We start from the raw sequence: 22638 nt of genomic DNA, 5'->3' as shown, positions 1-22638 counted from the left end.
CCACTGGCCACGGTGTGCGGCAAAACCCCCAGTCAGAGCCGCTCACCCATCAGCCCAGGCGGCGGGCCAGCCCGCTCATCCGCCGGGCCGGGTGGGTGATCGCCTCGACCACCGCCTCCTCGTCGCCCAGCAGCAGCACACTGTCACGGGCACGGGACACCGCCGTGTACAGCAGTTCGCGCGTCAGCAGGGGCGAACCGGGCGGCGGCAGCACCACGCTGACGTGGGAGAACTGGCTTCCCTGGGCCTTGTGGACGGTCATCGCGTGCACGCTCGCCAGGCCGTCCAGCAGGAAGGGCGACCACGACGCGAGCCCGCCGCCTGAGGAGAACCACGCCCGGGGGCGGTCGCCGTCGTGCAGGATGACGCCCGTGTCGCCGTTGTAGAGGCCGAACTCGGTGCGGTTCGCCGTCACCATGACCGGGCGCCCGGTGTGGAACTCGCCCTCCACGGAGTAGCCGGGTACGTCCGCCAGCAGCCAGTTCTGCACCTGCCGCGTCCAGTGGGTAACCCCGAAAGGGCCCCGCCGGTGCCCGCACAGCAGGCGGTGCTGCTCCAGCGCGGCGAGCGCGTCGGCGGGTCGGTGGTCGGACGCCGCCTCGAACACCGCGGCGCCCGCTGACACCACCCGCTCCCGCAGTGCCGGGGAGCCCTCCGGCACCCCCGCCAGCCGGACGCCGGCGTCCGGCCCCGCGAGCACCGCCAGCGCCCCCTCGGCGTCGCCATCGCGGACGGCCGTGGCGAGCGTCGCGATGGCGCCGGCGAAGCGGTAGTTGCGGGTCAGGCGGGCCACGACGCCCGTCGTCGCCGGGGCGCGCGTGATGTCGGCCAGCACGCTGCCCGCGTCCACGGAGCTGAGCTGGTCGGGGTCGCCCACCATCACCAGCCGCGCCGAGGGCTTGAGCGCGGCCAGCAGCCGGTTCATCAGCACCATCGACACCATGGACATCTCATCCACGATCACCACGTCGTGCGGCAGCGGGCGCTCGGCGTCGTGCAGGAACCGGTTGCGCGAGCCGGGCTTCCAACCCAGCAGCGCGTGCAGCGTCAACGCGGTCAGCGACCCGTCGCCGAGCGACTCGGTCATGCGGGCGGCGGCTTTGCCCGTGGGGGCGGCGAGCGCGATGAGGGCGTCCGGCTGGTCGGTGCGCAGCCGCTCGATGATGCGCCGGATCGTGTACGTCTTGCCCACGCCCGGACCGCCCGCGATCACGGTGACGGGGCTGGTCAGGGCGAGGTCGACGGCGGCGTCCTGCCCCTCGGGCGTCCCGGTCGCCGGCGCCGTGGCCAGCCGCGCCAGCAGCGCCTTGCGGACGGCCTCCTGGTCGGCGAAGTGACGTTCCAGGTAGAGGGCGTCGTCGACCAGCCGCAACGGGCGGTCGCCGGCCCCCTGGTCGCCGACGGTGACAGCGGGGCTGGAGCGCAGCGCGTCCAGCCAGCCGGCTTGCTCGGGCCACCAGTCGGCTGGGATCGAGACCGCCTCCTCGCCGAGGTCGAGTTCGCGTAGCCGGTCCAGCTCGAGGCAGATCGAGCCCGAGCGGAGGGCGCGCACGGTGAGGGCGAGGGCCAGTTGGACGCGCGGGTCCTTCTCGCCGAACAGGTGGCCCAACTGCTGGGCGGGGTGGATGTCGGCCCACGTCAGGGCGCCGGCCAGGTTGAAATCGGCCAGCGGGCCGGTGGCGCTGACGGCCACGTGTGCGTCGGTCATGCGGCACCTCCGGCGAGCAGGCGGGACACCGCGACGACCAGCGCGGCGGGCGGCTTCCAGGCGAACACGCCGAGGGGTTGCCCGTCGACGACGGGGGTGTCCGGCCCCGCCATGCCGCGGACGAACAGGTAGAGGACCCCCCCCAGGTGGCGCCCGGGGTCGTAGCCGGCCATGCGCAGCCTCAGGAACCGGTGCAGGGCGACGCAGTACAGCAACGCCTGCAGCGGGTAGTGGCTGGCCATCATCGCCTCGGCCATGGCCCGGGTCGTGTAGTGGCCCAAGGTCAGGGGCTCGTCGGGCGGCGCGAGGCGGTTGGTCTTGTAGTCGACCACCAGGAAGCCGTCGGTGGCACAGCCCGTGCGCATCCGCAGGACCGAGTCGATGGACCCGGTGAGGAAGCCACGGAGCGTCTGGTCGCCCAGGCCGGGGTGGTCGAGCCGTGCCGGGTAGTCGGCCAGTGGGTCGCTGGCGGGCAGGTGATCGGCCAGGAGGCGGGCCACGTCGGCCAGCGTCGCGTCGGGGTGGTCGAGCGCGAACTCGAAGTCCATCTCGGCGAGGTGGTCGGCGTGGCCGAACGACCGCAGCGTGCGCCCGGGGGCGAGCGGGCCCAGCGGCGTGGTGAAGCTCGGCTCCAGCGCGACCGCGAGGGCGTCGGGGGCCACGCCCGTGATCGGCCAGCGGCGCAGGGCCGCCCGAACGGCCTCGGCCAGAGCCGGGCGCCACGCGTCCCCCGTGGCGTCGGTGTACTCGTACACCGCGTGCACCAAGGTGCCGAATGCCGCGCCGGCGGGCAGGTCGGCCATCGGCGAGGGCACCGACCACGCCGGGTCGGCATCGACCGCCAGGTCGTCCACGAGCTCGTCGGCGATCATCGAGTCGGCCAGGGCAGCGAAGTCGTGCGCGGCCGCGGTGAGGCCGGAGTAGGACGTCCGGCGCCACGCCCGGTCGACGGAGCGGACCCACGGGCGCACCGACAGGGTCGGCGCCTCCACGGGTGCTGCCGGAGCGGACGGCGCCGGCACGGGTTCGCCGGCTGACACGCACGCGACCTGCGAGCCCGCCAGCCAGCCGAGATGGAGCGGCGACCCACCGGCGGTCAGGTCGGTGGTGGGGTAGCTCAGGGCCGGACGCCGCGGGTGCGCCGGGTCGTGGGGCGCGTGCAGGAGCCGGTGCAGCGGCGAGGCCGCCGCGTCCCAGTGGTGGGCCCACCAGGCGACCACCCGGGACTGCGCGCGGGTGAGCCCGACGTAGAGGGCGCGCAGGGCCTCGTCGGCGTCCTCCTGCTGCCAGCGCCGCCACCGGTCGGCGCGGGCGGGGCTGCGGCGCCCGGCCACATCGAGGATGCGCGAGTCGCCGGCGGGCAGCACCAACAGGCGCCCGGTGTCGACCTCCGCCTCGCGCTGGTGCCCCACCTCTGGCAGCAGGACGACCGGCCACTGGAGCCCTTTGGCCCGGTGGATCGTCATCACCTGCACGGCGTCGGCGTCGGTGTCGCGGCGGCGCGTGGTGTCGCTGCCGCCCCCGCCGCCGTCGCGCTCGGCCACCAGCCAGGTGGCGAGGTCGCGTGCGCGGCCGGCACGGCTGCGCATGTGGTGCTGGTGCAGCAGCTCGGCGATGTGGCGGTGGTCGGTCACGAGGCGCTCGCCGTCGGGCCGCGACAGCAGCCGGGCACGGAAGTCGGCGTCGGCGTCGAAGGCGGCGAACAGGGCCGGGATCCCCGAGCGCTCCAGTACCCGCGCCCACGTGTGGATGCGCAGCGACCACGCGCCGTGCTGGTCGGCGTCCGCCAGCGCCAGGTCTCGGACCGTCGCGCCCACGAAGTCGGTCAGCAGCGCCCGCTGCAGGTAGGGGCGGCGGGGCTGGTCGAGGGCGCGCAGCAGGGTGAGCCAGTCGGCCGCGGCGTCCGAGGCCAGGACGCTGTTCGTGCCGTTGAACGTGGCGGGCAGGCCGGCGGCACGCAGCGCGGCCGCGAGCTCCTGGCCGCGGTCGTTGGTGCGCACCAGCACGGCGATGTCGGAGGGGCGCAGCGCACGGTCGTGGGCGCGCAGTGGGGATGAGGGGGCGAGGAGCCCGCCCACGAGGCCGACGAGGTCGGTGGTGATGGCGCGGCGGGCGGTGGCCGGGTGGACGGCTTTGTCCGATTCCAGCGCCCGCACCTGCACGCCCCGCTCCCAGGCAGTGCCGGGCTCGCCGACCAGGCGCGGCTCGTGGCGGTGTGCCACGGGCGGCGCGACAATGGCCTCGCCGAGCTCCACACCGGCGAACAGCAGGCCGACGCCCTCCACCACCTCGGGGTCGGAGCGGTGGTTCACGCCGAGGGTGGTGCGCCCGTCGGCCTGTTCGACCGCCAGCGAGTAGGTGTGCACGTCGCCCCCGCGGAAGCCGTAGATGGCCTGCTTGGGGTCGCCGATCAGCACCAGGGTGGAGCGGCCGCCGAACGCGCTGCGCAGCACCCGCCACTGCGTCGGGTCCGTGTCCTGGAACTCATCAACGAGCACGACGGGGAAGCGCGCGGCCAGGCGGGCCCGCGCCTGCTCGCCGCCGCCCTCGTCGGACAGCGCGTCCGCGAGGCGGGTGAGCTGGTCGTCGAAGGAGAACAGGCGGCGCTCGCGCTTGCGGCTCGCCACCTCTGCGCGGACCGCCTCGGCGAACTCCACCCGGACGCCAGCCGTGCCGGGCGTACCCGCGCCCACGAGGTCGGCGACCTCAAAAACAGCTTGGCGGGCGATGTCGCGGGCGCCGGGGTCGGCGTCCCACACCCGCCCGAAGGGGAAGGGGGCGCCCTCGGGCGCGTCGGCGAACATGCGCAGGTAGACGTCCTCGGCGGCCTCATCGGCGAGCGGACGCAGGTCCTCCACGAGCGTCGACTGCGGGGTCTGCGGCGCGAGCACGCCCAGCCCGGCGAGCATGCCGTGGCAGAACTCGTGCGTGGTCATGATCGCCGCGCGGTCGAAACGGGCGAACGCGTCGGCCAAGCGGTCACGGCGCAGCGCGACCTCCTCCGGCGGCGCGTCGGCCAGGCCGGCGGCCACCACTTCCTCCGGCCGGACGCCGTGGGTCGCGGCCCCCAGCGCGTCGGCCGTGTCGCGCAGGCGCTCGCGGACGCGGGACCGGAGCTCGGCAGTGGCGGCCCGCGAGAAGGTGATGAGCAGCAGGTCGTCGATGCCGGCGACGCCCTCGGCGATGTAGCGGGCGGCCAGGGCGGCGATGGCGAACGTCTTGCCGGTGCCGGCCGAGGCCTCGAGCACCGTGGTGCCGCGCGGCAGGGGCGCGGTCAGGTCGAAGAGGCTCCTCACGCGGCGGCCCTCCTGATCGGGTCCCAGAACCGGACGGCCAGCGCCCCGAGCTGCGTCTGTTCGCCCGGGACTCCCCACGGGTCGTCGGAGCGGCGGCGCACCGACCACGGGTTGGTCCCACGCGGGAACCACAGCCGCCACACGGCGTCCGAATCCCACTGCCAGAGCTTCTCCAGCCGTTCCTTCTGCAGCGTCGGGTCGAGACCACGGTGGCGCTGCTCGGCCCAGAACTCGGCGACGCGCGGGGGCAGGGGGAGCACCTGCTCGGTGCCGTGCCGAGCCAGCTCGACGAGGTCGGCCAGGAAGTCGTGCGCCCTTTCGACCGGCGGGGCGGCGAGCCGGCTGGGGCCGCGGCCGCCGACGAGCACGGCGTCGGTGCGGCGCCCCGTGGCGACGGTCAGCGCCAGGATCCGCACCCACGCGGCCGCGAGGTGGTCGGCCCGCACCGCGCCGTAGTGCGACTCGGCGAGCAGCCCGCCGCGGGTGACGAGCCGGCCCGTGAGCCTCACCCCGTCCACGTCCAGGTCGACCACCTGCATCCGCGGCGGGGCGTCGGCGACCTTGAGGAATCCGCGGTGCACGCTCTGTGCCTTCTCCGCGATGGAACGGATGGTGCCCGCCCCGAGCTGCCGCGGGGGCAGGTCGCCGCTCAGCCACTGCGCGGTGGTGACGGCATCGGGCCGGTGGCCGGCGCGCAGCGAGGCCAGCATGGCGTCGCCCACCTTCCACGACTCCAGCGCGTTCAACTCCAGCGGGATGGACGCGGCCAGCGGCTCGTCGTCGCCGAGGGTCAGGTCGGCGCGCTCCTTCAGCAGGAACTTGCCCGGGTGACGCAGCAGCGCGGCGAGCCGCTCGACGCCGAGCTCGGCCAGCGGCTCCGTGCGGTGCAGGTGGCCGACCGCCCACCGGTCGGGCAGGGGCGCGCGCGGCGCGACCAGGGCGCGGGCCCCGCGGAGCGCCCCGGCGTCGAACGAGGAGGGCTCGCCGGCGAAGTTGGCCGGCGCGAACGCCTGCAGCGGCGCCCGCCGGACCGCCGAGGGCCCGATCGCCTCGATGAGCTCCTGCACGCCCGCGGGCGGGTGGTGCGGCTCGGGCGTGAGCGTCGACTGCCCCTGGTAGACCACGACGAGGTGCTGGCGGGCGGCGAGAACGGCGTCCAGCACCGCCTGCCGGTCGTCGGACCCCGGGTCGGGGTCGCCGGGCGCCGGGTCGCGCGCGAGCAGGTCGTCGCCGTCGCCCAGGCCACGTCGCGGGAAGCTGCGCTCGTCGAGCCCGACCAGGCACACGACGCGGTGCGGGACGCGGGCCAGCGCCTCCAGTGAGCACACCACGAGGGCGCCGCTGCCGAACGCCGGCCGCAGACCCCGCTCCGCGAACGCGTCGGTGAGCAGGGCCAGGGCGTCGGACGGCGCCAGGCGCGCGGCGGAGGCGGCCGCGCGCGCCTCGATGGACTCCAGCACCGCCCAGACCTGCGCCAGCTGCCACCCCTCGGCGAAGGGCACGTCGGCCAGCTGCTCGACGGCCTGCCGCAGCCGGGTGACCCAATCGGCCACCGACCCGTCCACCGCGAACGAGCGGACCAGGCGGGCGGTCCGGCTGACGAGCTCGGCCAGCGCGCCCACCAGCGCGGTGTCGGTGGAGGTCACGTCGTCGACGGTGGACACGATGCCGACGCTGGCGAGGTGGTCGGCGCTGAGCGCCTCACCCAGCAGCAGCCGTTGGACGCCGAGCTGCCACGTGTTCTGCTGGATGTCGGACAGCCCGAAACGGCCGCGGTGCTCGGGGTTGATGCCCCAGCGGATGGCAGCCGCGCCGACGAGGTCGGCGAGCCGGTCCAGGTCGTCGTGGGAGAAGCCGAACCGCCGCGCGACGAACGGGTGGGACGCCAGCGCCAGCAGTTGGGTGCTCGTCGCCCGGGTCGCCCCGAGGGTGAGCACGTCGCGCAGCAGCGCGAACAGCTGGTTGGCGCCCGCGGCGTTCGCCTCGACGACCTGCAGGCGCAGCTGGGTGGCGGGGTGCTGCCAGCCCTGGGTGGCTCCGCCCCCGGTGTCGGTGAACGCGGCCGCCAGGTGCGGGGCCAGGGCGTCCGGATCCGGGCAGGCGACCACGACGTCGCGCGGCTCGAGGGTCGCGTCGTCGGCGAACAGCCCGACCAGCGCCTCGCGAAGGACCTCGACCTGGCGGCCCGGGCCGTGGCTGGCGTGGATCGTCAGGCTGCCGTCGGTGACGGGGGCCGGCACCGGCGTGCCCGCGTGGATCGCCGCCTGCAGCCGGCCCAGTGTTGTCGGCGCGACGGGGGAGCCCGGGTGCTCGACGCGGCCGTCGGCGGCCCCGGCCCAGGCAGCGTGCCACTCCCGGCCCGTGCGGCCCAGCGCGTCCGCCAGCGCGTTGGCGGTGTCAGCGCCGCCCGCGGTCGGCAGCCACACGTGGACCTCGCACCGCTCGGCGAGCGCGCGCAGCAGCGACCGGTGCACCGGGGTCGCCCGGCGGGGGGCGAACACGTGCACCGCCGGCCACGGCACCGGCACGGTTCCGTCGGCCACGGCCGCCGCGAGAGCCCGGCGCCGCTCGATGGGGTCGGGCGCGGTGATGCGGTCGCGCAGTGCCGACCAGAGCCGCACCTGCCAGCCGTCGAAGCCGAGCGCCTCGGCCCCCTCGACCGGATTCGCGGACCAGCGCGCCAGCAGGGCCGGGCGGTGGTCGGCGTAGCGGCGCAGCAGGCGGGCCACGCGCAGCGCGTTCGCGTAGCGCTGGTCGTTGGCCGCCAGGTGCGTGGCCAGCGGCTCCAGGCCGGGCACCCCCGCCTCGACGGCGCCCAGCACCGCCCAGACCAGACGCTCGGGCTGCCACGGGTCGTCGCGGAGTTCGCCGGCCAGAAGCGACTCCAGTGCCCCCAGCGGGTGGACGTCGAAGCCCGCGCTGACGCCCTCGCCGTCCGCACTGCTGCCCCGGGCCACTTGCTGGCTCAGCCACCGCTGGACGCCCGCGCCCGGCACCAGCACCAGCGGGCGCGCGAACGGGTCGCCGACCGACGCGGTGGCGGCCACGAAAGCCTCGGCCAGCCCGGCGAGGTCGGTGGAGGTGTGCAGCATCTGGTTCATCGGGACTCACCCTAGAGGGGGCCGCCGACACTTTCCGCGGCACTGTCGGTGCGGACGCCTACAGTGTCTCGATGTGACCGCCGACGCCGATCAGATCCTCTCCGGGCTGGACCCGGAGCAGCGCCGTGCCGCGCAGGCGCTGGAAGGGCCTGTGGTCGTCCTGGCCGGGGCGGGCACCGGCAAGACGCGCGCCATGACGCACCGGATCGCCTACGGCGTCGCGACCGGCGCCTTCGACCCGACGGCCGTCCTGGCCCTCACCTTCACCACCCGGGCCGCCGGCGAGCTGCGGCAGCGGCTGCGCACCCTCGGCGTCCACCGCGTGCAGGCGCGCACGTTCCACTCCGCGGCGCTGCGCCAGGCCCAGTACTTCTGGCCGCGCGCCTACGGCAGTGACCTGCCGCCGGTGGCCGACAACCGCCTCGGTCTGGTGGCGGACGCCCTGCGCCGCGAGCGCCTCGTGCCCGACACAGGCATGCTGCGCGACGTCGCCGGCGAGATCAGCTGGGCCAAGGTCAGCAACGTCGCGCCCGGCGAGTACGCCGCCCTGTCGGCCCGCCGAGGCCGGGAGGTGAACAGCCTGGCCCCCGACCAGGTCGGGCGCGTGCTGGCCCACTACGAGGCGGTCAAGGCGGCCCGCGGCGTCATCGACTTCGACGACATCCTGCTGTGCACCGCAGGCCTGCTCGCCGAGGACGCCGACGTGGCCGGCGAGGTGCGCCGCACCTACCGCCACTTCGTGGTCGACGAGTACCAGGACGTCAGCCCGCTCCAGCAGGCGCTGCTCGACCTGTGGCGCGGCGACTCGGAGGAGATCTGCGTCGTGGGCGACCCGGCCCAGACCATCCACTCCTTCGCCGGCGCCCAGGCGGGCTTCCTGACCGGCTTCACCCGCCGCCACCCGGCGGCCACGGTCGTCCAGCTCGTCCGCGACTACCGCTCCACCCCGCAGGTGGTGGCCCTGGCGAACCAGGTGATGAAGGGGAACGGCCCCGGCGTGGAGCTGCGCGCTCAGCGGCCGGACGGCCCCGAGCCGACCTATGTCGGCTCGCCCAGCGAGTCCGCGGAGGCCGCCGGCGTGGCCGACTGGCTGGCCGAGCGCCACCGCGCGGGGACGCCGTGGTCGGAGATGGCGGTGCTGTACCGCATCCACGCCCAGTCGCCCGCCCTGGAGGCGGCGCTGGCCGACGCCGGCATCCCGTTCTCGACCCGGGGGAGCGAGGGGTTCTTCGAGCGCGCCGAGGTGCGGGCCGCCCTGCGTGCGCTGGGGGGTGCCGCCAAGGCCACGCCCGACGAGGCGCCCGACGCCGTCCTGGGTGGCGCGCTGGCGGGTCTGGGCTTCACCACCGAGCCGCCCGCCGGGCAGGGCACGGCCCGCGAGCGGTGGGAGTCCTGGTCGGCGCTGGCGGGGGTCGGCGCCGAGTTCGTCCGCAGCCACCCGGACGCCGACGTGGCCGCCCTCGTCGCCGAGTTCGAGCACCGGTCGCGCGCCCAGCACGCGCCGACGGGGCAGGGGGTCACCCTGTCGACGCTGCACGCCGCCAAGGGCCTGGAGTGGGACGCCGTGGCCATCATCGGCGTCCACGAGGGCAGCCTCCCGTTCGTCCTGGCCACCGCCCCCGAGGCCGTGGCCGAGGAGCGTCGCCTCTTCTACGTCGGCGTGACGCGGGCGCGCGAGCACCTGCGCCTGTCGTGGTCGGTCACCCGCAACGGCGGTGGGCAGCGACGCAGCCCGAGCCGGTTCCTCGACGGGATCGTCGCCCCCCGGCAGGCCGCGCCCGCGGCGTCCGGTCGGCGGCGGCAGGGCCGGGGGAGCGCGCTGGCCGCCTCCTGCCGCGTCTGCGGCCGCGGGCTGACCAGTGGCGCGGAGCGCAAGCTGAAGCGGCACGCGGACTGCCCCTCCGCCTACGACGAGGCCACCTGGGAGGCGCTGCGCGCTTGGCGCAAGGCGCAGGCCGACGAGGCGTCCATGCCGGCCTTCGTGATCTTCACCGACGCGACGCTGATGGCCATCGCCGAGCAGAGGCCCGGGTCGCTCTCCGAGCTGTCCGGCATCAGCGGCGTCGGCCGCACCAAGCTGGAGCGGTACGGCCAGGCCGTCCTCGACGTGCTGGCCGCCCACGGCTGAGCTATCCCCACGCCATCGCGCAGCCGCAGTCCGGGTGGCGCGGCCACGCCCGGACGCCGTAGCCGCCGGTGTGGGCGTCCAGCTCCAGGGTCGCGCCCAGCGCCTCGGGGGTGCGGCCGGCGCGCCACGCCTCCAGCTGGGCGGACGCCACGGCCGCGGCCCATGCCGCCTGCCGGGGCGCAGGCGTGTGTTCGGAGCGGCAGAGCTGAGCGAGCAGGTGCGGAAACCCGGCGTCCAGGTCGCGTCGGACCAGGTCGGTGCACCCCACGCAGGCCGCCCGCCCCGGGACGACGAACGGCCCGACGACCGCCCGCTCCGGCTCGGCGCGCACGACGAGGTGGGCCTGGCCGGATGCCGTGAGGTCGCGCGTGAGCACACGGTCGGGCTCCGCGGTGGCCGCGCAGACCAGCACCGGCACGTCGCCCCCCACCGCACCGGAGACGCCGTCGCGCACGGCCCAGCCCTCGGCGGCCAGCAGGCGGGCCGCCTGGTCGCTGAGCGGGCCGCCGCCCAGCACCAGGACCGCGGGCGCCGTTGCCGCCTCCACCCGGCGCAGGGCGCCCGCGTCCAGAAGGGTCTCGACCAGCCCGTCCAGCCAGCCGCGGGGGAGCGCCGGCACCAGGCGGCTCACCTCGAGCAGCGTGCGGGGCTGGCGCAACGCGCGGACCGCGGCGTCCGCGCCCGGCGGGACGTCGGGGAACACCAGCCCGCCCTCGGCGTCGAGGCCGAGCTGCAGGGCGTTGTCGGGGCGGACGAGGACGCTGAGGGGACGGGCCAGCGAGAACATGGGGGTGGACATGCGCCCCACCCTGCCCGCCGCGGCTGCCCGACACGCGGTGCCCGGACGACGGACAACAACCGGACAACACCTCCTGCCGCGCGGGTGGGACGACGCCCCGAGACGGCGCGAGGGGCACCGGAGAACCGGTGCCCCTCGCGGGTCTGTTTCCTGTGCCTCGGGTCAGGCCTTCGGCAGGAAGCGGGTGAGGTTGGTGCCGCATTCGGGGCACTTGGCCTTGGCGATGCGGGTGCCCTTCTCGTTCACCGAGACGGCGCCTTCGGCCTCGCGGTGGTCCTTGCACTTCACGCAGTAGAACTTGCCGCTGTAGGTGTCATTCGACACGGGTTTCCTCCTGGCTGTTCGGTTCCCCACCGGACTCGCCCGCTGGGACTGACCCGTCCAGCATAGGGCAGGAACGCCGCGCGTCGCGGTTGGCGACAAGGCAAGACCCCCGGTGTGTCGGACGTCTGCCTTCCCCTGCGGACATCCGACCCCATCCGGGGGTCCTGCGCACAACCTAGTGGGCACCCGCGCGGGGGTCAAACGGTGCATCCGTGCCGATTGTCGGTGGGCGGTCCTAGGCTCGTCCCCATGGCGCAGGAGAGCTACGTGATCCGGTCCTCGTCCCGGCGGACGCGCACGATGACGGCGTTCCGCGAGGGCGGAGACCTGGTGGTCGTCGTGCCCGAGCACATGAGCGGCCGGCAGCGGCGCGAGATGGTGCCGGGGCTGGTCGAGCGCTTCCTGGCCAAGGAGGCCAGGCAGCGGCCGCCACGTGCCGACTCCGAGCTCACGGCCCGCGCCGTCGAGCTGTACCGCACCTACGTCGCGTCCCACACCGACGGCCCCGAGCCGGCAATAGGCGTGCGCTGGGTGGGCAACATGGCCTCGCGCTGGGGGTCGTGCACCATCCAGACCGGGGAGATCCGCATCAGCGAGCGGCTCCGCACCATGCCGAACTGGGTGGTCGACTACGTGCTGCTGCACGAGGTGACCCACTTGGCCGAGCGCGAGCACAGCGCCCGCTTCTGGGGCATCGTCAACGCGCACGCCGAGTCCCAGCGGGCGCGCGGTTTCCTGGAGGGTGTCGACTTCACGGGCCGACACGCGCAGGAGTGAGGGCGCTCAGCCCTCCCCGTCCTCGCGGGGCGCGTCCCCGTCGGAGCCGCGCTCCTGCTCGATGAGCCGGGCCAGCATCGCGTCGAGGTCGTCCATCTCCGGCGCCGCGGATCCGCCCACGTGGCCGTGCTCGGCGAAGCCCAGCGGGTCGTCCAGGTCGGCGCCGGTCGGCACGAGGTCGGGGTGCGCCCACACGGCGTCCCGACCCTCGACACCCTTGGCGCTGCGGACGGCCGCCCACACGTTGGCCGCGTCGCGGACGCGGCGGGGGCGCAGCTCGAGGTTCAGCAGCGTCTTCAGGGCCGTCTCCGACGGGCCGGCCGAGGCGCGGCGGCGGCGCACGGTCTCGAGCAGGGCGTCCGCTCGCGGCATGAGGGTGGCGGTCGTCTGCGCGACGACGTCGTCGACCCAGCCCTCGACGTTGGCCACGAGGGTCTCCAGGCGGCCGAGGATCTCCACCTGCTCGGAGGTCAGCGTCGGCTGGAACAGCCGGCCGGCCATCTGCTGGCCGAACTCCTCCATGCGCTCGGGCGTCAGCCCGCCCTGCATCTGCGCCTCCATCGCCTCCTCGAAAGCGCTGGCGTCGATGGTGATGTGGCGGGCGTAGTGCTCGATGAGGGCCAGCATCTGCGGGCCGAGCCAGGCCACGTTGGCGAACAGGCGCTGGCGGGCGGCCTCGCGGAGGGCGAGGTACAGGCGGACGTCGGCGATGGGCGTGTCGAGGCCCTCGGCGAAGTGGGCGATGTTGGTGGGCAGCAGCGCCGTGACCGGCTTGGCGGTGAGCGGGAAGCCGAGGTCGGATCCGCTCACCACGTCGGTGGCGAGCTGGCCGATGCCCTGGCCGACCTGCGCCGACAGCATGCCGGTCGCGGCCATCTTCATCATCGGCTCCATCATCGCCATCATCGGCGCGGCCTCCGGCTCGGCCCGCTGCAGCAGCGAACCGACCGCCCCGGCCAGCGACGTGGACACACTGCCGGCCAGCTGCTCCCAGGTCGCGATGGTGCCCTCGACCCACTCGGCCCGACTCCACGTCGCGGCGGGTGCGTTGGTGCGGTCGAAGGCGGTGTGCTGGTCGAGCCACAGGTCGGCCAGGCCCACGGTGTCGCGGATCGCGACGGCGTCGGACGCCGACGGGCTCGGGTCGGGACCGGCCGCGGCGGTGACCTTGCGCGCGATGTCCTTCACGAACCTCCAGTTGAGGCCGTCGCCGGAACCGGCGCCCGCGGCGGACATCTGGCGGCTGAACTGCTGCATCGCCTGCTGCAAGGGGCCCATGAGCTGGCCCAGGTCGAAGGTCCCGTCCGGTCCCGGCTGGATCCCGAACTGGCGGAGGAACTCCTCCATCGGGTTGGGCTGGTCCTCGGCTGCCATCTGGCGCTCCCTTCTTCGGCACCTCCATTGTGGGGCATCCGGGCAAGGGGGCGTCCGGGGCCCCCTGTAGGATCGCCCGCATGACCAAGCAGACGTGGACGGCCGCGGTGTCCGCGTTGCTGTTCGTGGTCGCCGCCGCGATCGTGGCCATGTGGCCCGTCGGCTTCGTCACCCTCTCCCCGGGCCCCACCCACGACCTGCTGGCCGCCCCCGAGGGCGTCCCCGTCGTCCGGGTGCAGGGCCTGGAAACCTTCGAGTCCAGCGGTCACGTCCTCGTGACGACCGCCGCGATGACGGGCGCGGACGCGCCGGTCAGCCTCCCCGAGGTCCTGTACGCGCACTGGGCCCCGGACCGCGACGTCTACCCGCGCGAGCACGTGTACCCGGCCCGCACCTCGGCCGACGACATCCGCGCGCGTGACGCCCAACTGATGGCGTCCTCTCAGGCGGACGCCGCGGCCGCGGCCCTGCGCGCCGCGGGTATCGAGGTCGAGCAGATCCCGATGGTGCAGACGGTCTCCAGCACCGGCCCGGCCGCCGGCAAGCTGTTCCCGGGCGACTTCGTCCTGGCCATCGACGACACGCCGACGCCCACCGTGGCGGACGCCCGCGCGGCCATCGAGGCCCGGGCCGCCGGCCAGGAGGTGCAGTTCACCGTCCTGCGCGATCGGGAGCCCGTCGTGGTCAAGATCGACACCGCGCCCTCCAAGACGAACGGCCTGTTGCCCGTCTGGGGCGGAAACCTTGTGATGGGCTACAGCTACGCGCCGCGCATCGAGCTCGCGCTCGACCCCTCCCTGGGCGGCACCCACGCCGGCCTGATGATGGCGTTGGCCGTGTTCGACAAGATCACGCCCGGCGACCTGACCGGCGGCCGAACCGTGGCCGGCACGGGCGCCATCGACGGCTCCGGCGTCGTGACGCGCGTCAGCGGCGTCCGCGAGAAGCTGGCCGGTGCCGAGCGCGACGGGGCGGATGTCTTCTTCGTGCCCGCCGCCAACTGTGGCGACCTGGCCGACATCGCCTCTCCGGTCCGCGTGGTGAGCGTCGCCTCGCTGGAGGACACCATCAATTCCCTCGAGATGCTGGCCGACCCGGCCACCAAGGGGCTCGTGAAGGGATGCACATGACCGACGACGCCCTCGCGGCGGCGCTGCTCGAGATCGAGCGGCACGTCACGCACGGTGGCTGGGACCAGCCCGCGCGCCTGTTCGCGCTCGTCCCGACCGCTGAGCTCGTGGCGGCCGAGCCGTCGCTGGCTGAGCAGCTTGCGCGCCCGGACGGGCTGCCCGAGGGGGCGCTGAGCTCCATCGAGCAGGACGGCTTCCACACGGGCGCGGACCTCATCGACGACCTCGACCACATCATGTGGCCCGACGCTGTCGCCGGGTGCGCGCTGGCCATCGAGCGCCTCTTCGTCCCGCCGCACGTCGAGGCCACCATCCCCGAGGACGCGGACGAGGCGGCGACCTTCGTCGCCGAACACCCCGAGCGCCGCGAGGTCCGCGTGGTCGTGGGCGTCACCCGCGCCGGGGGCCGCTACGGCGTCGCCCGCCTGCGCAGCAACCCCGAGGACCTCCTCGCCGCGGACGACCTCGTCCCCGGCCTGGGTGACGCGCTCGCCCGCACCCTGACCCAGCCGTAACCCGAAGCTACCTCCCAAGGAGCCCGCCGTCGTGCAAGTCCCAACCTCTCCCCGCCGCAGTCCCCTCGTGGTGACGGCCGTCATCCTGGCCGCCCTCATCGGCGCATTCATGCTCGCCGCGAGCCTGTGGACCGAGAAACTCTGGTTCGACTCCATCGGGTTCACCGGCGTGTTCGTGACCCAACTCGTGGTCCAGATCGTCCTGTTCGTGCTCGGCACCCTCGTCGTCGGCGGCCTGCTGTGGGGCAATATGCTCGCGGCCTACCGCACCCGCCCGGAGCACCGCCGGCGCGGGACGTCCGCCGTGCTCGACCGCTACCGCGACCTGTTGGAGCAGAACGCGGCCATCGCGATGCTGCTGCCCGCCGGCATGTTCGGCTTCATGGCCGGCCTGTCGACCGCGACGCAGACACTGCCGGTGCTCGCGTGGTGGAACCGGCAGACGTCCGGGGTGGTCGAGCCGACCTTCGGCCTCGACATCACCTTCTTCATGCTCGAGTACCCGGTCTGGCGCCTGGCGATGTCGCTGCTGATGAGCGGCTTGGTGTTCGCCTTCGTCGCTGCGGCCGCCGTGCACTTCGCCGTCGGCAACCTGGCGCCGGGCCAGGGGGACGGGCGCCGCGCCACCCGCCCGGCCACCGTGCACCTGTCGACCCTCGGCGCCGCCGTGCTGGTGGTCTACGGCCTGCAGAACCTGCTCGACCGCTACGCGCTGGTCCTGGAGCAGGGCACCCTGTTCACCGGCCTGCACTACACCGACGCCAACGCCCGGATGGACGCCAAGCTGGTCATCGCCGTCATCGCCTTCATCGTGGCGGCCCTGTTCGTGGTGAACATCTTCTGGCGGCGCACCATCGTCCCCGGCGCAGGCGTCGTGCTGATGCTCGTCTCGAGCCTGATCCTGTCGATGATCTATCCGTGGATCGTCCAGACCCTCCAGGTGCGCCCGAACGAGCCCGACCGCGAGAACGACTACATCGCACTGCACCTCGAGGCGACGAACCAGGCCTACGGCATCGCCGAGCGTGAGATCGAGGAGTACGAGGCCGTCACCCAGGTCTCACCCGGGCAGCTCAAGGAGGACGCCGCGGCCCTGCCCGGCATCCGCCTCATGGACCCGCAGGTGATCGGCCCGACGTTCGACCAGCTCCAGCAGGTGCGCGGCTACTACGCGTTCCCCGAGATCCTCGACATCGACCGGTACACCATCGACGGCGCCGAGACCGATGTGGTCGTGGCCGCCCGCGAGCTGAACCAGGCGAACATCCCCGACCCCAACTGGAACAACCTGCACACGGTGTACACCCACGGCCACGGCTTCGTGTCGGCCTACGGCAACCGCCGCCAGGGCAACGGTGAGCCGGTCTGGATCACCCGCGACATCCCGCCGGTGGGCAAGATCGAGGAGACCCAGTCCCGCATCTACTACGGCGAGCAGTCCAACAACTTCGCCATCGTGGGCCGCGCCGAGGGCCAGGCCCCGATCGAGCTCGACTCGCCCGGCGGCGCCGAGGGCGGCGGCGAGCAGTACAACGAGTACGACGGCAGCGGTGGCGTGCCCATGGGCAACCTGCTCGGACGCCTCCTGTACGCCACCCGTTTCGCCGACATCAACATCCTGCTGTCGGACCGCGTGAACGAGAACTCCAAGATCTTGTACGACCGCACACCCAAGCAGCGTGTCGAGAAGGTCGCCCCCTGGCTGACCGTGGACAGCAACACCTACCCGGCCGTCGTGGAGGGCCGCCTGGTGTGGATCGTGGACGCCTACACGACGTCGGCGACCTACCCGAACAGCCAGCGCGTCCTGCTGCGGGACGCCACGTCAACGACGCAGAGCACCGCGCTCGGCGTCCAGTTGGACCAGCCGATCAACTACATGCGCAACTCGGTCAAGGCCGTGGTGGACGCCTACGACGGCGCCGTGACGCTGTACGCGTGGGACGAGACCGACCCGCTGCTGCGCACGTGGGAGGCCGCCTTCCCGGGATCGGTCACCCCGCGCAGCGAGATCAGCGACGACCTGATGGATCACCTGCGCTACCCGGAGGACCTGTTCAAGGTGCAGCGCGAGGTCCTGGGTCGCTACCACGTCGGCAACCCGCGCGTCTGGTACAACGGCACCGACGTGTGGGAGGTCCCGATCGACCCGGTGCAGAGCAACGAGAGGCAGAAGGAACCCACCTATTACCTGTCGATCAAGTGGCCCGGCGACGATGAGCCGATCTTCAGCCAGACCGCCGTGTTCGTGCCCCAGAACCGTCAGAACCTGGCCAGCTACCTCGCGGTGAACGCCGACGCCTCCAGCCCCAACTACGGCCAGCTGCGCATCCTGCGGATGTCCGACCGCCGCCAGATCGACGGCCCGGGCCAGACGCAGAACGCGATCACGCAGAACCCCGAGGTCGCCGAGCGGTTGCTGCCGTACACCCAGACCCGGGGGTCGGCGTCCATCAAATTCGGCAACCTGCTCACGCTGCCCATGGGCAACGGCCTGCTGTACGTCGAGCCGATCTACACCGAGCGCAGCGGCAATGCGGGCGCGTACCCGGCCCTGACGTTCGTGGTCGTCCGCTTCGGCGAACACGTGGGCATCGGCAGCACGCTGCAGGAGGCGCTCGACCGCGTCTTCGTCGGTGACGCGGGTGCCGAGACGGGCGAGCTCCCGGTGACGACCCCGGACCCTGCCCAGCCGACGCCGGGGCAGACCCCGCCCCAGGCGACCCCCGCTCCGGGCCAGGCCGACCCCGGCACGTCCACCCCGCCCACGGGCGTGGTGGACGAGGCCGCCGCGATCGACGCGCTCAACCGGGCCGACACCGCCTTCGACGCTGCCGATGCGGCGCTCAAGGCCGGCGACCTGGCGGGCTACCAGGCGCGCCTGGCCGAGGCCAAGGCCGCGACCGAGGAGGCTATCCGGGCGCTGGGCCGCTGAGTGGTGGGCCGCTGATGGCTCAGATCCACACGCCGGCCGGCACCACGGTTGGCTCCCAGCCGGCGGCGCGGAGCGGTCCCTCCAGGGCGCCCGCGTCGCCGACCACGACCAGCGAGCCGGCGTCGATAGCGACGAGTTCGGCGGCCGCCGCGGACGCGCTGTCGGGCGTGACGCGACGGTAGCCCTCCAGTTGCTTCTCGACGGCGTCTGGGCCCAGTCCGGCGCCGATGAGGCTCAGCACGCCGACCGTGACGCCGGAGGCCGTCGCGTAGCGCAGGGGCGTGGTGCCCACCAGGTAGTCGCGAGCACGGGCGACCTCGTCGGGGGTGACGGGGTCGGCCGCCACGTCCAGCAACGACGGCATGAGGGAGAGCGCCTCGCCCACGACCTCGTTGCGGAACGATCCGTGCGTGTAGGTGTAACCGCCGCTGCGTAGCGGCGAGTTGACCAGGCTGACGCCGTAGCTGAAACCCTTCTCTTCCCGCAGGACGCGGTTGAGCCGACTCAGGTAGGCCCCGCCCAGCGCGTTGGTGGCGACCTGCAGGTCGGGCCAGCGCGGGTCGGTGCGGTCGATGCTGAACCAACCCCATCGCACGTCGGCCTGCACCGAACCCGGCCGGTCGATGAGCCACGCCCCGCGGGCGCGCGCGGTGGGCACCTCGTGCGCGACCGACCGCTGGTCGGGGTTTTCCCAGGAGCCGAAGGCGGCCTGCACCTCGTCCAGCACGCCCTGGTCGAAGTCGCCCGACAGCACGAGCACGCTGCCGCGAGGGCCGTTGGTCGCCGCGTGGTGGGCCCGGACATCGGCGCCCGTGACCTCGGCCAGGGCTCCCGGCATGCCGTGCTTGGCCCGCGAGGCGCGGAACCCGGGGTCGACCAGCGCGCGGCGCAGGGCGTGGTTGGCGCGCCCGGAACCCGTGGCGAGCTGCTGCTCGAGCTGGGCCAGATGGAGGATGCGGTGGCGCTCCACGTCGGCGTCGAGGAGCTGCGGCTCCCGGACGGCTTCGGCGAGCAGCCGGATCGTGGGGCGCAGGTGGGCACCGGGCACGTCGGCCAGCACGTGGACGTGGCTGTAGCCGACGCTGGCCTCGACCACCGCGCCGGACGCCTCGACCGCCTCGGTGAACGTCGTGCCGGGGTGGGAGTGGGTTCCCTCGGTCAGCGTGCTGGCCGTGAGCAGGGCCACGCCCTCGCGGTCGGCCGGTTCGCTGCTGAGGGGGACGTCGAGCAGCAGGCCCACCGACACGACATACTGGCCGGGCAGCTCGTGCACGATGACCTTCAGCCCGTTGTCGAGGGTGGTCGTGGCGCCCGTCGGGAACGACCACGGCCGGGGCTGGCGGATCGTGGGGCGTGCGGGCATCGTCACCATTGTTCGGGTCCCATCGGTCCGCGTCGGTATTCCAGGACGGCCCGGTTCTCGGGCCGGAGCCAGGTCTCAGCCGCCTCGCGCACCTCGTCGGCGCGGATGCTGCCGTACTCGACGATCCGCCGGTTCACCCGTTCCGGGTCGCCGAACATCGTCGCGTAGCCGCTGAACAGGTCAGCGCGAGACTCCAGGCGGGCGCACTCGGCCAGCCACTCCCTCTCGAACTGGATGTGGGCGCGCTGCAACTCTGCCTCGGTGGGGCCCCCGGAGCACAGGCGCGCCACCTCGGCGCACAGGGCCTCCTCGATGGCGGCGAGGTCCTGCCCGTCGAGGGCGCGGGCGTACGCCAGTGACAGCGAGTTGCCCTTCACCAGGGGGACGGACGACGAGCCGGCGCCCGAACAGCTCGCGTCGTCGCGGACCAGCCGGCGGTACAGGCGCGACACCTCGGTGGCGCCCAGTACGGAAAGTGCGATGTCGACCGCGTCGGCGGCGCGGGTGCCGCGCGGCGGGGTCAACCACTGCAGGTAGAGCATGTTGGCCGGCACCGGGGCGGACGTCACCGTGCGGGGGACGCCGGTGTGCGGCGCGAGCGGTTCCACGGCGGCGCGCTCGGGCACGTCCCGGCTGGGCAGCCCGCCGAAGTAGGCCTGTGCCTTGGCGAACCCCTCCTCGGCCGTGACGTCGCCGACGAGGGTGAGGACCGCGTTCCCGGGGGAGTACCACGTGGTGAAGAACGCGTGGGTGTCGGCCAGCGACGCGGCGTCCAGGTCCGTCATCGACCCGATCACGGTGTGGCCGTAGGGGTGGTCGGGAGGGAAGGCCAGCGCCAGCAGGTGGTCGATCGTGTCGCCGTAGGGGGCGTTGTCGTAGCGCTGCCGTTTCTCCTCCTTGACGACCTCGCGCTGCGTGTCGAGGTTCTCCTGCGTGAGGGCGGGCAGCAGGTTGGCCATCCGGTCTGCCTCCAGCCACAGGGCCAGGTCGAGCACGCCGGCGGGGACGGCCTCGAAGTAGTTCGTGCGGTCGAACCAGGTCGTCGCGTTGCCGGTCGCGCCCGAGGCCTGCAGGGTGTTGAAGTGCTCGCCGGAGGCGACGTTGGCCGAGCCCTGGAACATCACGTGTTCGAACAGGTGCGCCAGGCCGGTGCGCCCGGGCTCCTCGTCGCGGGAGCCGACGTCGTACCAGAGGTTGACCGCCACGAAGGGGACGGCGTGGTCGGGGTTCACGATCACACGCAGGCCGTTCGGCAGCGTCTGGGTATGGATCGGGTACCCGAGTGGAACGGCAGTGGTCACCTGCCCATCCAAGCACACCGCTTCGCTTGGGCCGGTGGAGAAACGACGAGGCCCGGCCCCTTGCGGGGTCGGGCCTCATACTGTGGTAGCGGGGAGGGGATTTGAACCCCTGACCTCTAGGTTATGAGCCTAGCGAGCTACCGAGCTGCTCCACCCCGCGTCGTTGTTGCTTTGACTACATTACCCCACCCGCGCACCGAACCCAAATCGGCGGCCCGTTGGGTGGTGCAGTAGGCTTGTCCGCGCCCAGCGGTGACCCGGGAGGAACGCATGGCCAAGTCAGAGCCGCCGATCGGCGCGACGCGACGCGCACGACGCACCATCGGTGCAGCCGTGGCAGCGATGGCGCTCGCGCTCACCGCGTGCACCGGCGGGGGAGCGCCCACGACGACGCCCGCGGCGCCCGACCCCGGTGCGACCGCGACACAGCAACCCGCGGAGACCCGCACCCTCGTCGTCGGCGCGACCGCCGAGCCGGCGACGCTCGACCCGACGGCCACGGACGCCGCGGCCGGCACACAGGCGCTGCTCTACAACGTCTTCGAGACGCTCGTTCGCATCGACGCCGAGGGCCACCTCAAGCCGCTGCTCGCCCAGGCCTGGGACGTGTCAGAGGACCGGCTCACCTACACGTTCAAGCTGAGCCCCAACGCCAGGTTCTCCGACGGCACCCCCGTCACGGCCGAGGCGGTCGCCGCGAACATCGACCGGATCCAGAACGGCACCACCGCACCGAAGCTGAAGAAGGCCATGTCGGTCGTCGCCGCCACCGCGGTCGTCGACCCGACCACCATCGACATCACCCTGACGCGCCCGAGCGTCACGTGGCTGTTCGACATGGCCGGCGCCGCGGGCATCGTGATGAACCCGGCCGGCTTCGCGGCCGCCAACTCCGAGACAGCCGGGTCGGGGCCGCTCACGCTGGGCCGCTGGCTGCCGGGCGACTCGATCGTCCTGGAGAAGAACGCTCAGTACTGGGGAACCCCGGCGCGCTTCGACGAGGTCACGTTCCGCTACTTCAAGGACCCGAACGCGATGAATGCGTCCATGCTCTCGGGGCAGCTCGACATCATCTCGAACCTGCAGGCCCCCGAGACCCTCGCGCAGTTCTCCGACACCTCACGCTTCACCGTCATCGAGGGCAGCACCGACGCTGAGGTGACCCTGTCGATCAACAACGGCGCCACGCCCGAGGGCGTCACGCCGGGCACCGGCAACGAGGCGCTGAAGGACGTCCGCGTCCGCAAGGCCATCACCATGGCCATCGACCGCCAGGCGCTGCTGGACACCGTGTGGTTCGGCAAGGGCACCCTGATCGGGTCGATGTCCGTGCCGACCGACGTCTGGTACGAGGACCTGACCGGCACCCACCCGTACAACCCGGAGGAGGCCAAGCGCCTCCTCGCCGAGGCCGGCCACCCGCAGCTCACCCTGCGCCTGCAGCCGGCGGCCCTCCCGTACGCCAGCAAGGCGGCCCAGTTCGTGGCCTCGCAGCTCGGCGCGGTGGGCATCACCGCCCAGGTCGAGGAGTTGCAGTTCCCGGCCCGCTGGGTCGACACCGTCCTCCAGAAGGCCGACTACGACCTGTCGATCGTCGCGCACGTCGAACCTCGCGACGTCGTCACCTACGCCAACCCGGCCTACTACTGGCGCTACGACAACCCCGCCGTCCAGGAGGCAGTGGCCCGCGCGGACGCCGGCACCGTGGCCGAGTACGAGGCCGAGATGCGCACCGCGTCCCGCCTCATCGCCGAGGACGCCGCCGCCGTATGGCTGTTTGCCCTCCCGAACCTGGTCGTCACCAAGACCGGCGTCACCGGCGTGCCGGAAAACGCGAACAGCTCGCTGGCGTTCGACGTCACCACGATCGCCAAGGCTTGACGGCAG

General features: G+C 73.5%; 14 protein-coding genes and 1 tRNA gene. 6 read left to right on the top strand and 9 right to left on the bottom strand.

All coding sequences use genetic code 11. The annotated features are described in order from the left end of the window. Nucleotides 1–49 precede the first annotated feature (49 nt). From recD to ET989_RS08380, 3 genes are read right to left on the bottom strand one after another with little or no spacing between them, the layout of a single operon-like run. On the bottom strand, nt 50–1708 hold the full coding sequence (recD, locus tag ET989_RS08390) for an exodeoxyribonuclease V subunit alpha (RefSeq protein ID WP_131168093.1): 1659 nt from the start codon (nt 1706–1708) through the stop codon (nt 50–52). Then, a complete protein-coding gene (locus ET989_RS08385; protein WP_165490093.1) occupies nt 1705–5004 on the bottom strand; it encodes a UvrD-helicase domain-containing protein in 3300 nt (1099 codons plus the stop codon). Before ET989_RS08385 ends, recD begins: the two co-directional genes overlap by 4 nt. Next, nucleotides 5001–8105 (bottom strand): exodeoxyribonuclease V subunit gamma, encoded by a 3105-nt coding sequence (locus ET989_RS08380; RefSeq protein ID WP_131168091.1) that lies wholly within the window; start codon nt 8103–8105, stop codon nt 5001–5003. The genes ET989_RS08385 and ET989_RS08380 overlap by 4 nt, the downstream gene beginning before the upstream one ends. A gap of 73 nt (nt 8106–8178) precedes the next feature. Between ET989_RS08380 and ET989_RS08375 the strand changes: the two genes are divergently transcribed. Continuing rightward, nucleotides 8179–10233 carry an ATP-dependent DNA helicase UvrD2 gene (locus ET989_RS08375; protein WP_131168090.1) on the top strand — a complete coding sequence of 685 codons (2055 nt, stop codon included), beginning with the start codon at nt 8179–8181 and terminating at the stop codon, nt 10231–10233. 1 nt (nt 10234) lies between these two features. Here the strand turns inward: ET989_RS08375 and ET989_RS08370 are convergent, their stop codons facing one another. Continuing rightward, entirely contained in the window at nt 10235–11032 is a 798-nt protein-coding gene (locus ET989_RS08370; protein ID WP_131168089.1) for a hypothetical protein, read from the bottom strand. Nucleotides 11033–11194: 162 nt separating this feature from the next. Beyond that, nucleotides 11195–11356, bottom strand: coding sequence for a DUF5679 domain-containing protein (locus tag ET989_RS14925; protein ID WP_165490092.1), 162 nt, complete (start codon nt 11354–11356; stop codon nt 11195–11197). A 249-nt stretch (nt 11357–11605) separates the two neighbouring features. Here ET989_RS14925 and ET989_RS08365 point away from each other — a divergent pair, with 249 nt between their 5' ends. Beyond that, nucleotides 11606–12133, top strand: a complete 528-nt coding sequence (locus ET989_RS08365; protein WP_131168088.1) for a SprT-like domain-containing protein — start codon at nt 11606–11608, stop codon at nt 12131–12133. 6 nt (nt 12134–12139) lie between these two features. Here ET989_RS08365 and ET989_RS08360 read toward each other — a convergent pair whose 3' ends face one another. After that, nucleotides 12140–13507 carry a zinc-dependent metalloprotease gene (locus tag ET989_RS08360; RefSeq protein ID WP_131168087.1) on the bottom strand — a complete coding sequence of 456 codons (1368 nt, stop codon included), beginning with the start codon at nt 13505–13507 and terminating at the stop codon, nt 12140–12142. A gap of 80 nt (nt 13508–13587) precedes the next feature. Here ET989_RS08360 and ET989_RS08355 point away from each other — a divergent pair, with 80 nt between their 5' ends. The 3 genes from ET989_RS08355 to ET989_RS08345 all read left to right on the top strand — a co-directional run bounded on the left by ET989_RS08355 (nt 13588) and on the right by ET989_RS08345 (nt 18087). Then, nucleotides 13588–14637, top strand: a complete 1050-nt coding sequence (locus ET989_RS08355; protein ID WP_131168086.1) for a YlbL family protein — start codon at nt 13588–13590, stop codon at nt 14635–14637. Next, nucleotides 14634–15152, top strand: a complete 519-nt coding sequence (locus tag ET989_RS08350; RefSeq protein ID WP_421958215.1) for a PPA1309 family protein — start codon at nt 14634–14636, stop codon at nt 15150–15152. The genes ET989_RS08355 and ET989_RS08350 overlap by 4 nt, the downstream gene beginning before the upstream one ends. A gap of 70 nt (nt 15153–15222) precedes the next feature. Further along, the gene (locus ET989_RS08345; RefSeq protein ID WP_241656273.1) at nt 15223–18087 is read left to right on the top strand and encodes a UPF0182 family membrane protein; all 2865 of its coding nucleotides are present in this window, start codon (nt 15223–15225) and stop codon (nt 18085–18087) included. Between the two features lie 19 nt (nt 18088–18106). On the opposite strand, the gene ET989_RS08340 is transcribed toward ET989_RS08345, so the two are convergent. The 3 genes from ET989_RS08340 to ET989_RS08330 all read right to left on the bottom strand — a co-directional run bounded on the left by ET989_RS08340 (nt 18107) and on the right by ET989_RS08330 (nt 20911). After that, nucleotides 18107–19450: a M16 family metallopeptidase gene (locus ET989_RS08340; RefSeq protein WP_165490091.1), complete on the bottom strand. Its 1344-nt coding sequence runs from the start codon at nt 19448–19450 to the stop codon at nt 18107–18109. 2 nt (nt 19451–19452) lie between these two features. Continuing rightward, complete coding sequence (locus ET989_RS08335; protein WP_131168083.1) at nt 19453–20751, bottom strand: M16 family metallopeptidase; 1299 nt, start codon at nt 20749–20751, stop codon at nt 19453–19455. Between the two features lie 83 nt (nt 20752–20834). Further along, nucleotides 20835–20911: transfer RNA gene (locus ET989_RS08330), tRNA-Met, on the bottom strand. A 110-nt stretch (nt 20912–21021) separates the two neighbouring features. Between ET989_RS08330 and ET989_RS08325 the strand changes: the two genes are divergently transcribed. Next, the gene (locus ET989_RS08325) at nt 21022–22632 is read left to right on the top strand and encodes an ABC transporter substrate-binding protein (RefSeq protein ID WP_131168082.1); all 1611 of its coding nucleotides are present in this window, start codon (nt 21022–21024) and stop codon (nt 22630–22632) included. Nucleotides 22633–22638: the final 6 nt, after the last annotated feature.

The sequence above is a fragment of the Propioniciclava sinopodophylli genome (assembly GCF_004324755.1).
GTDB lineage: Bacteria > Actinomycetota > Actinomycetes > Propionibacteriales > Propionibacteriaceae > Propioniciclava > Propioniciclava sinopodophylli.
The sequence above is the reverse complement of the archived record's forward strand: the minus strand, read 5'-3'. Positions and strand labels throughout refer to the sequence as shown.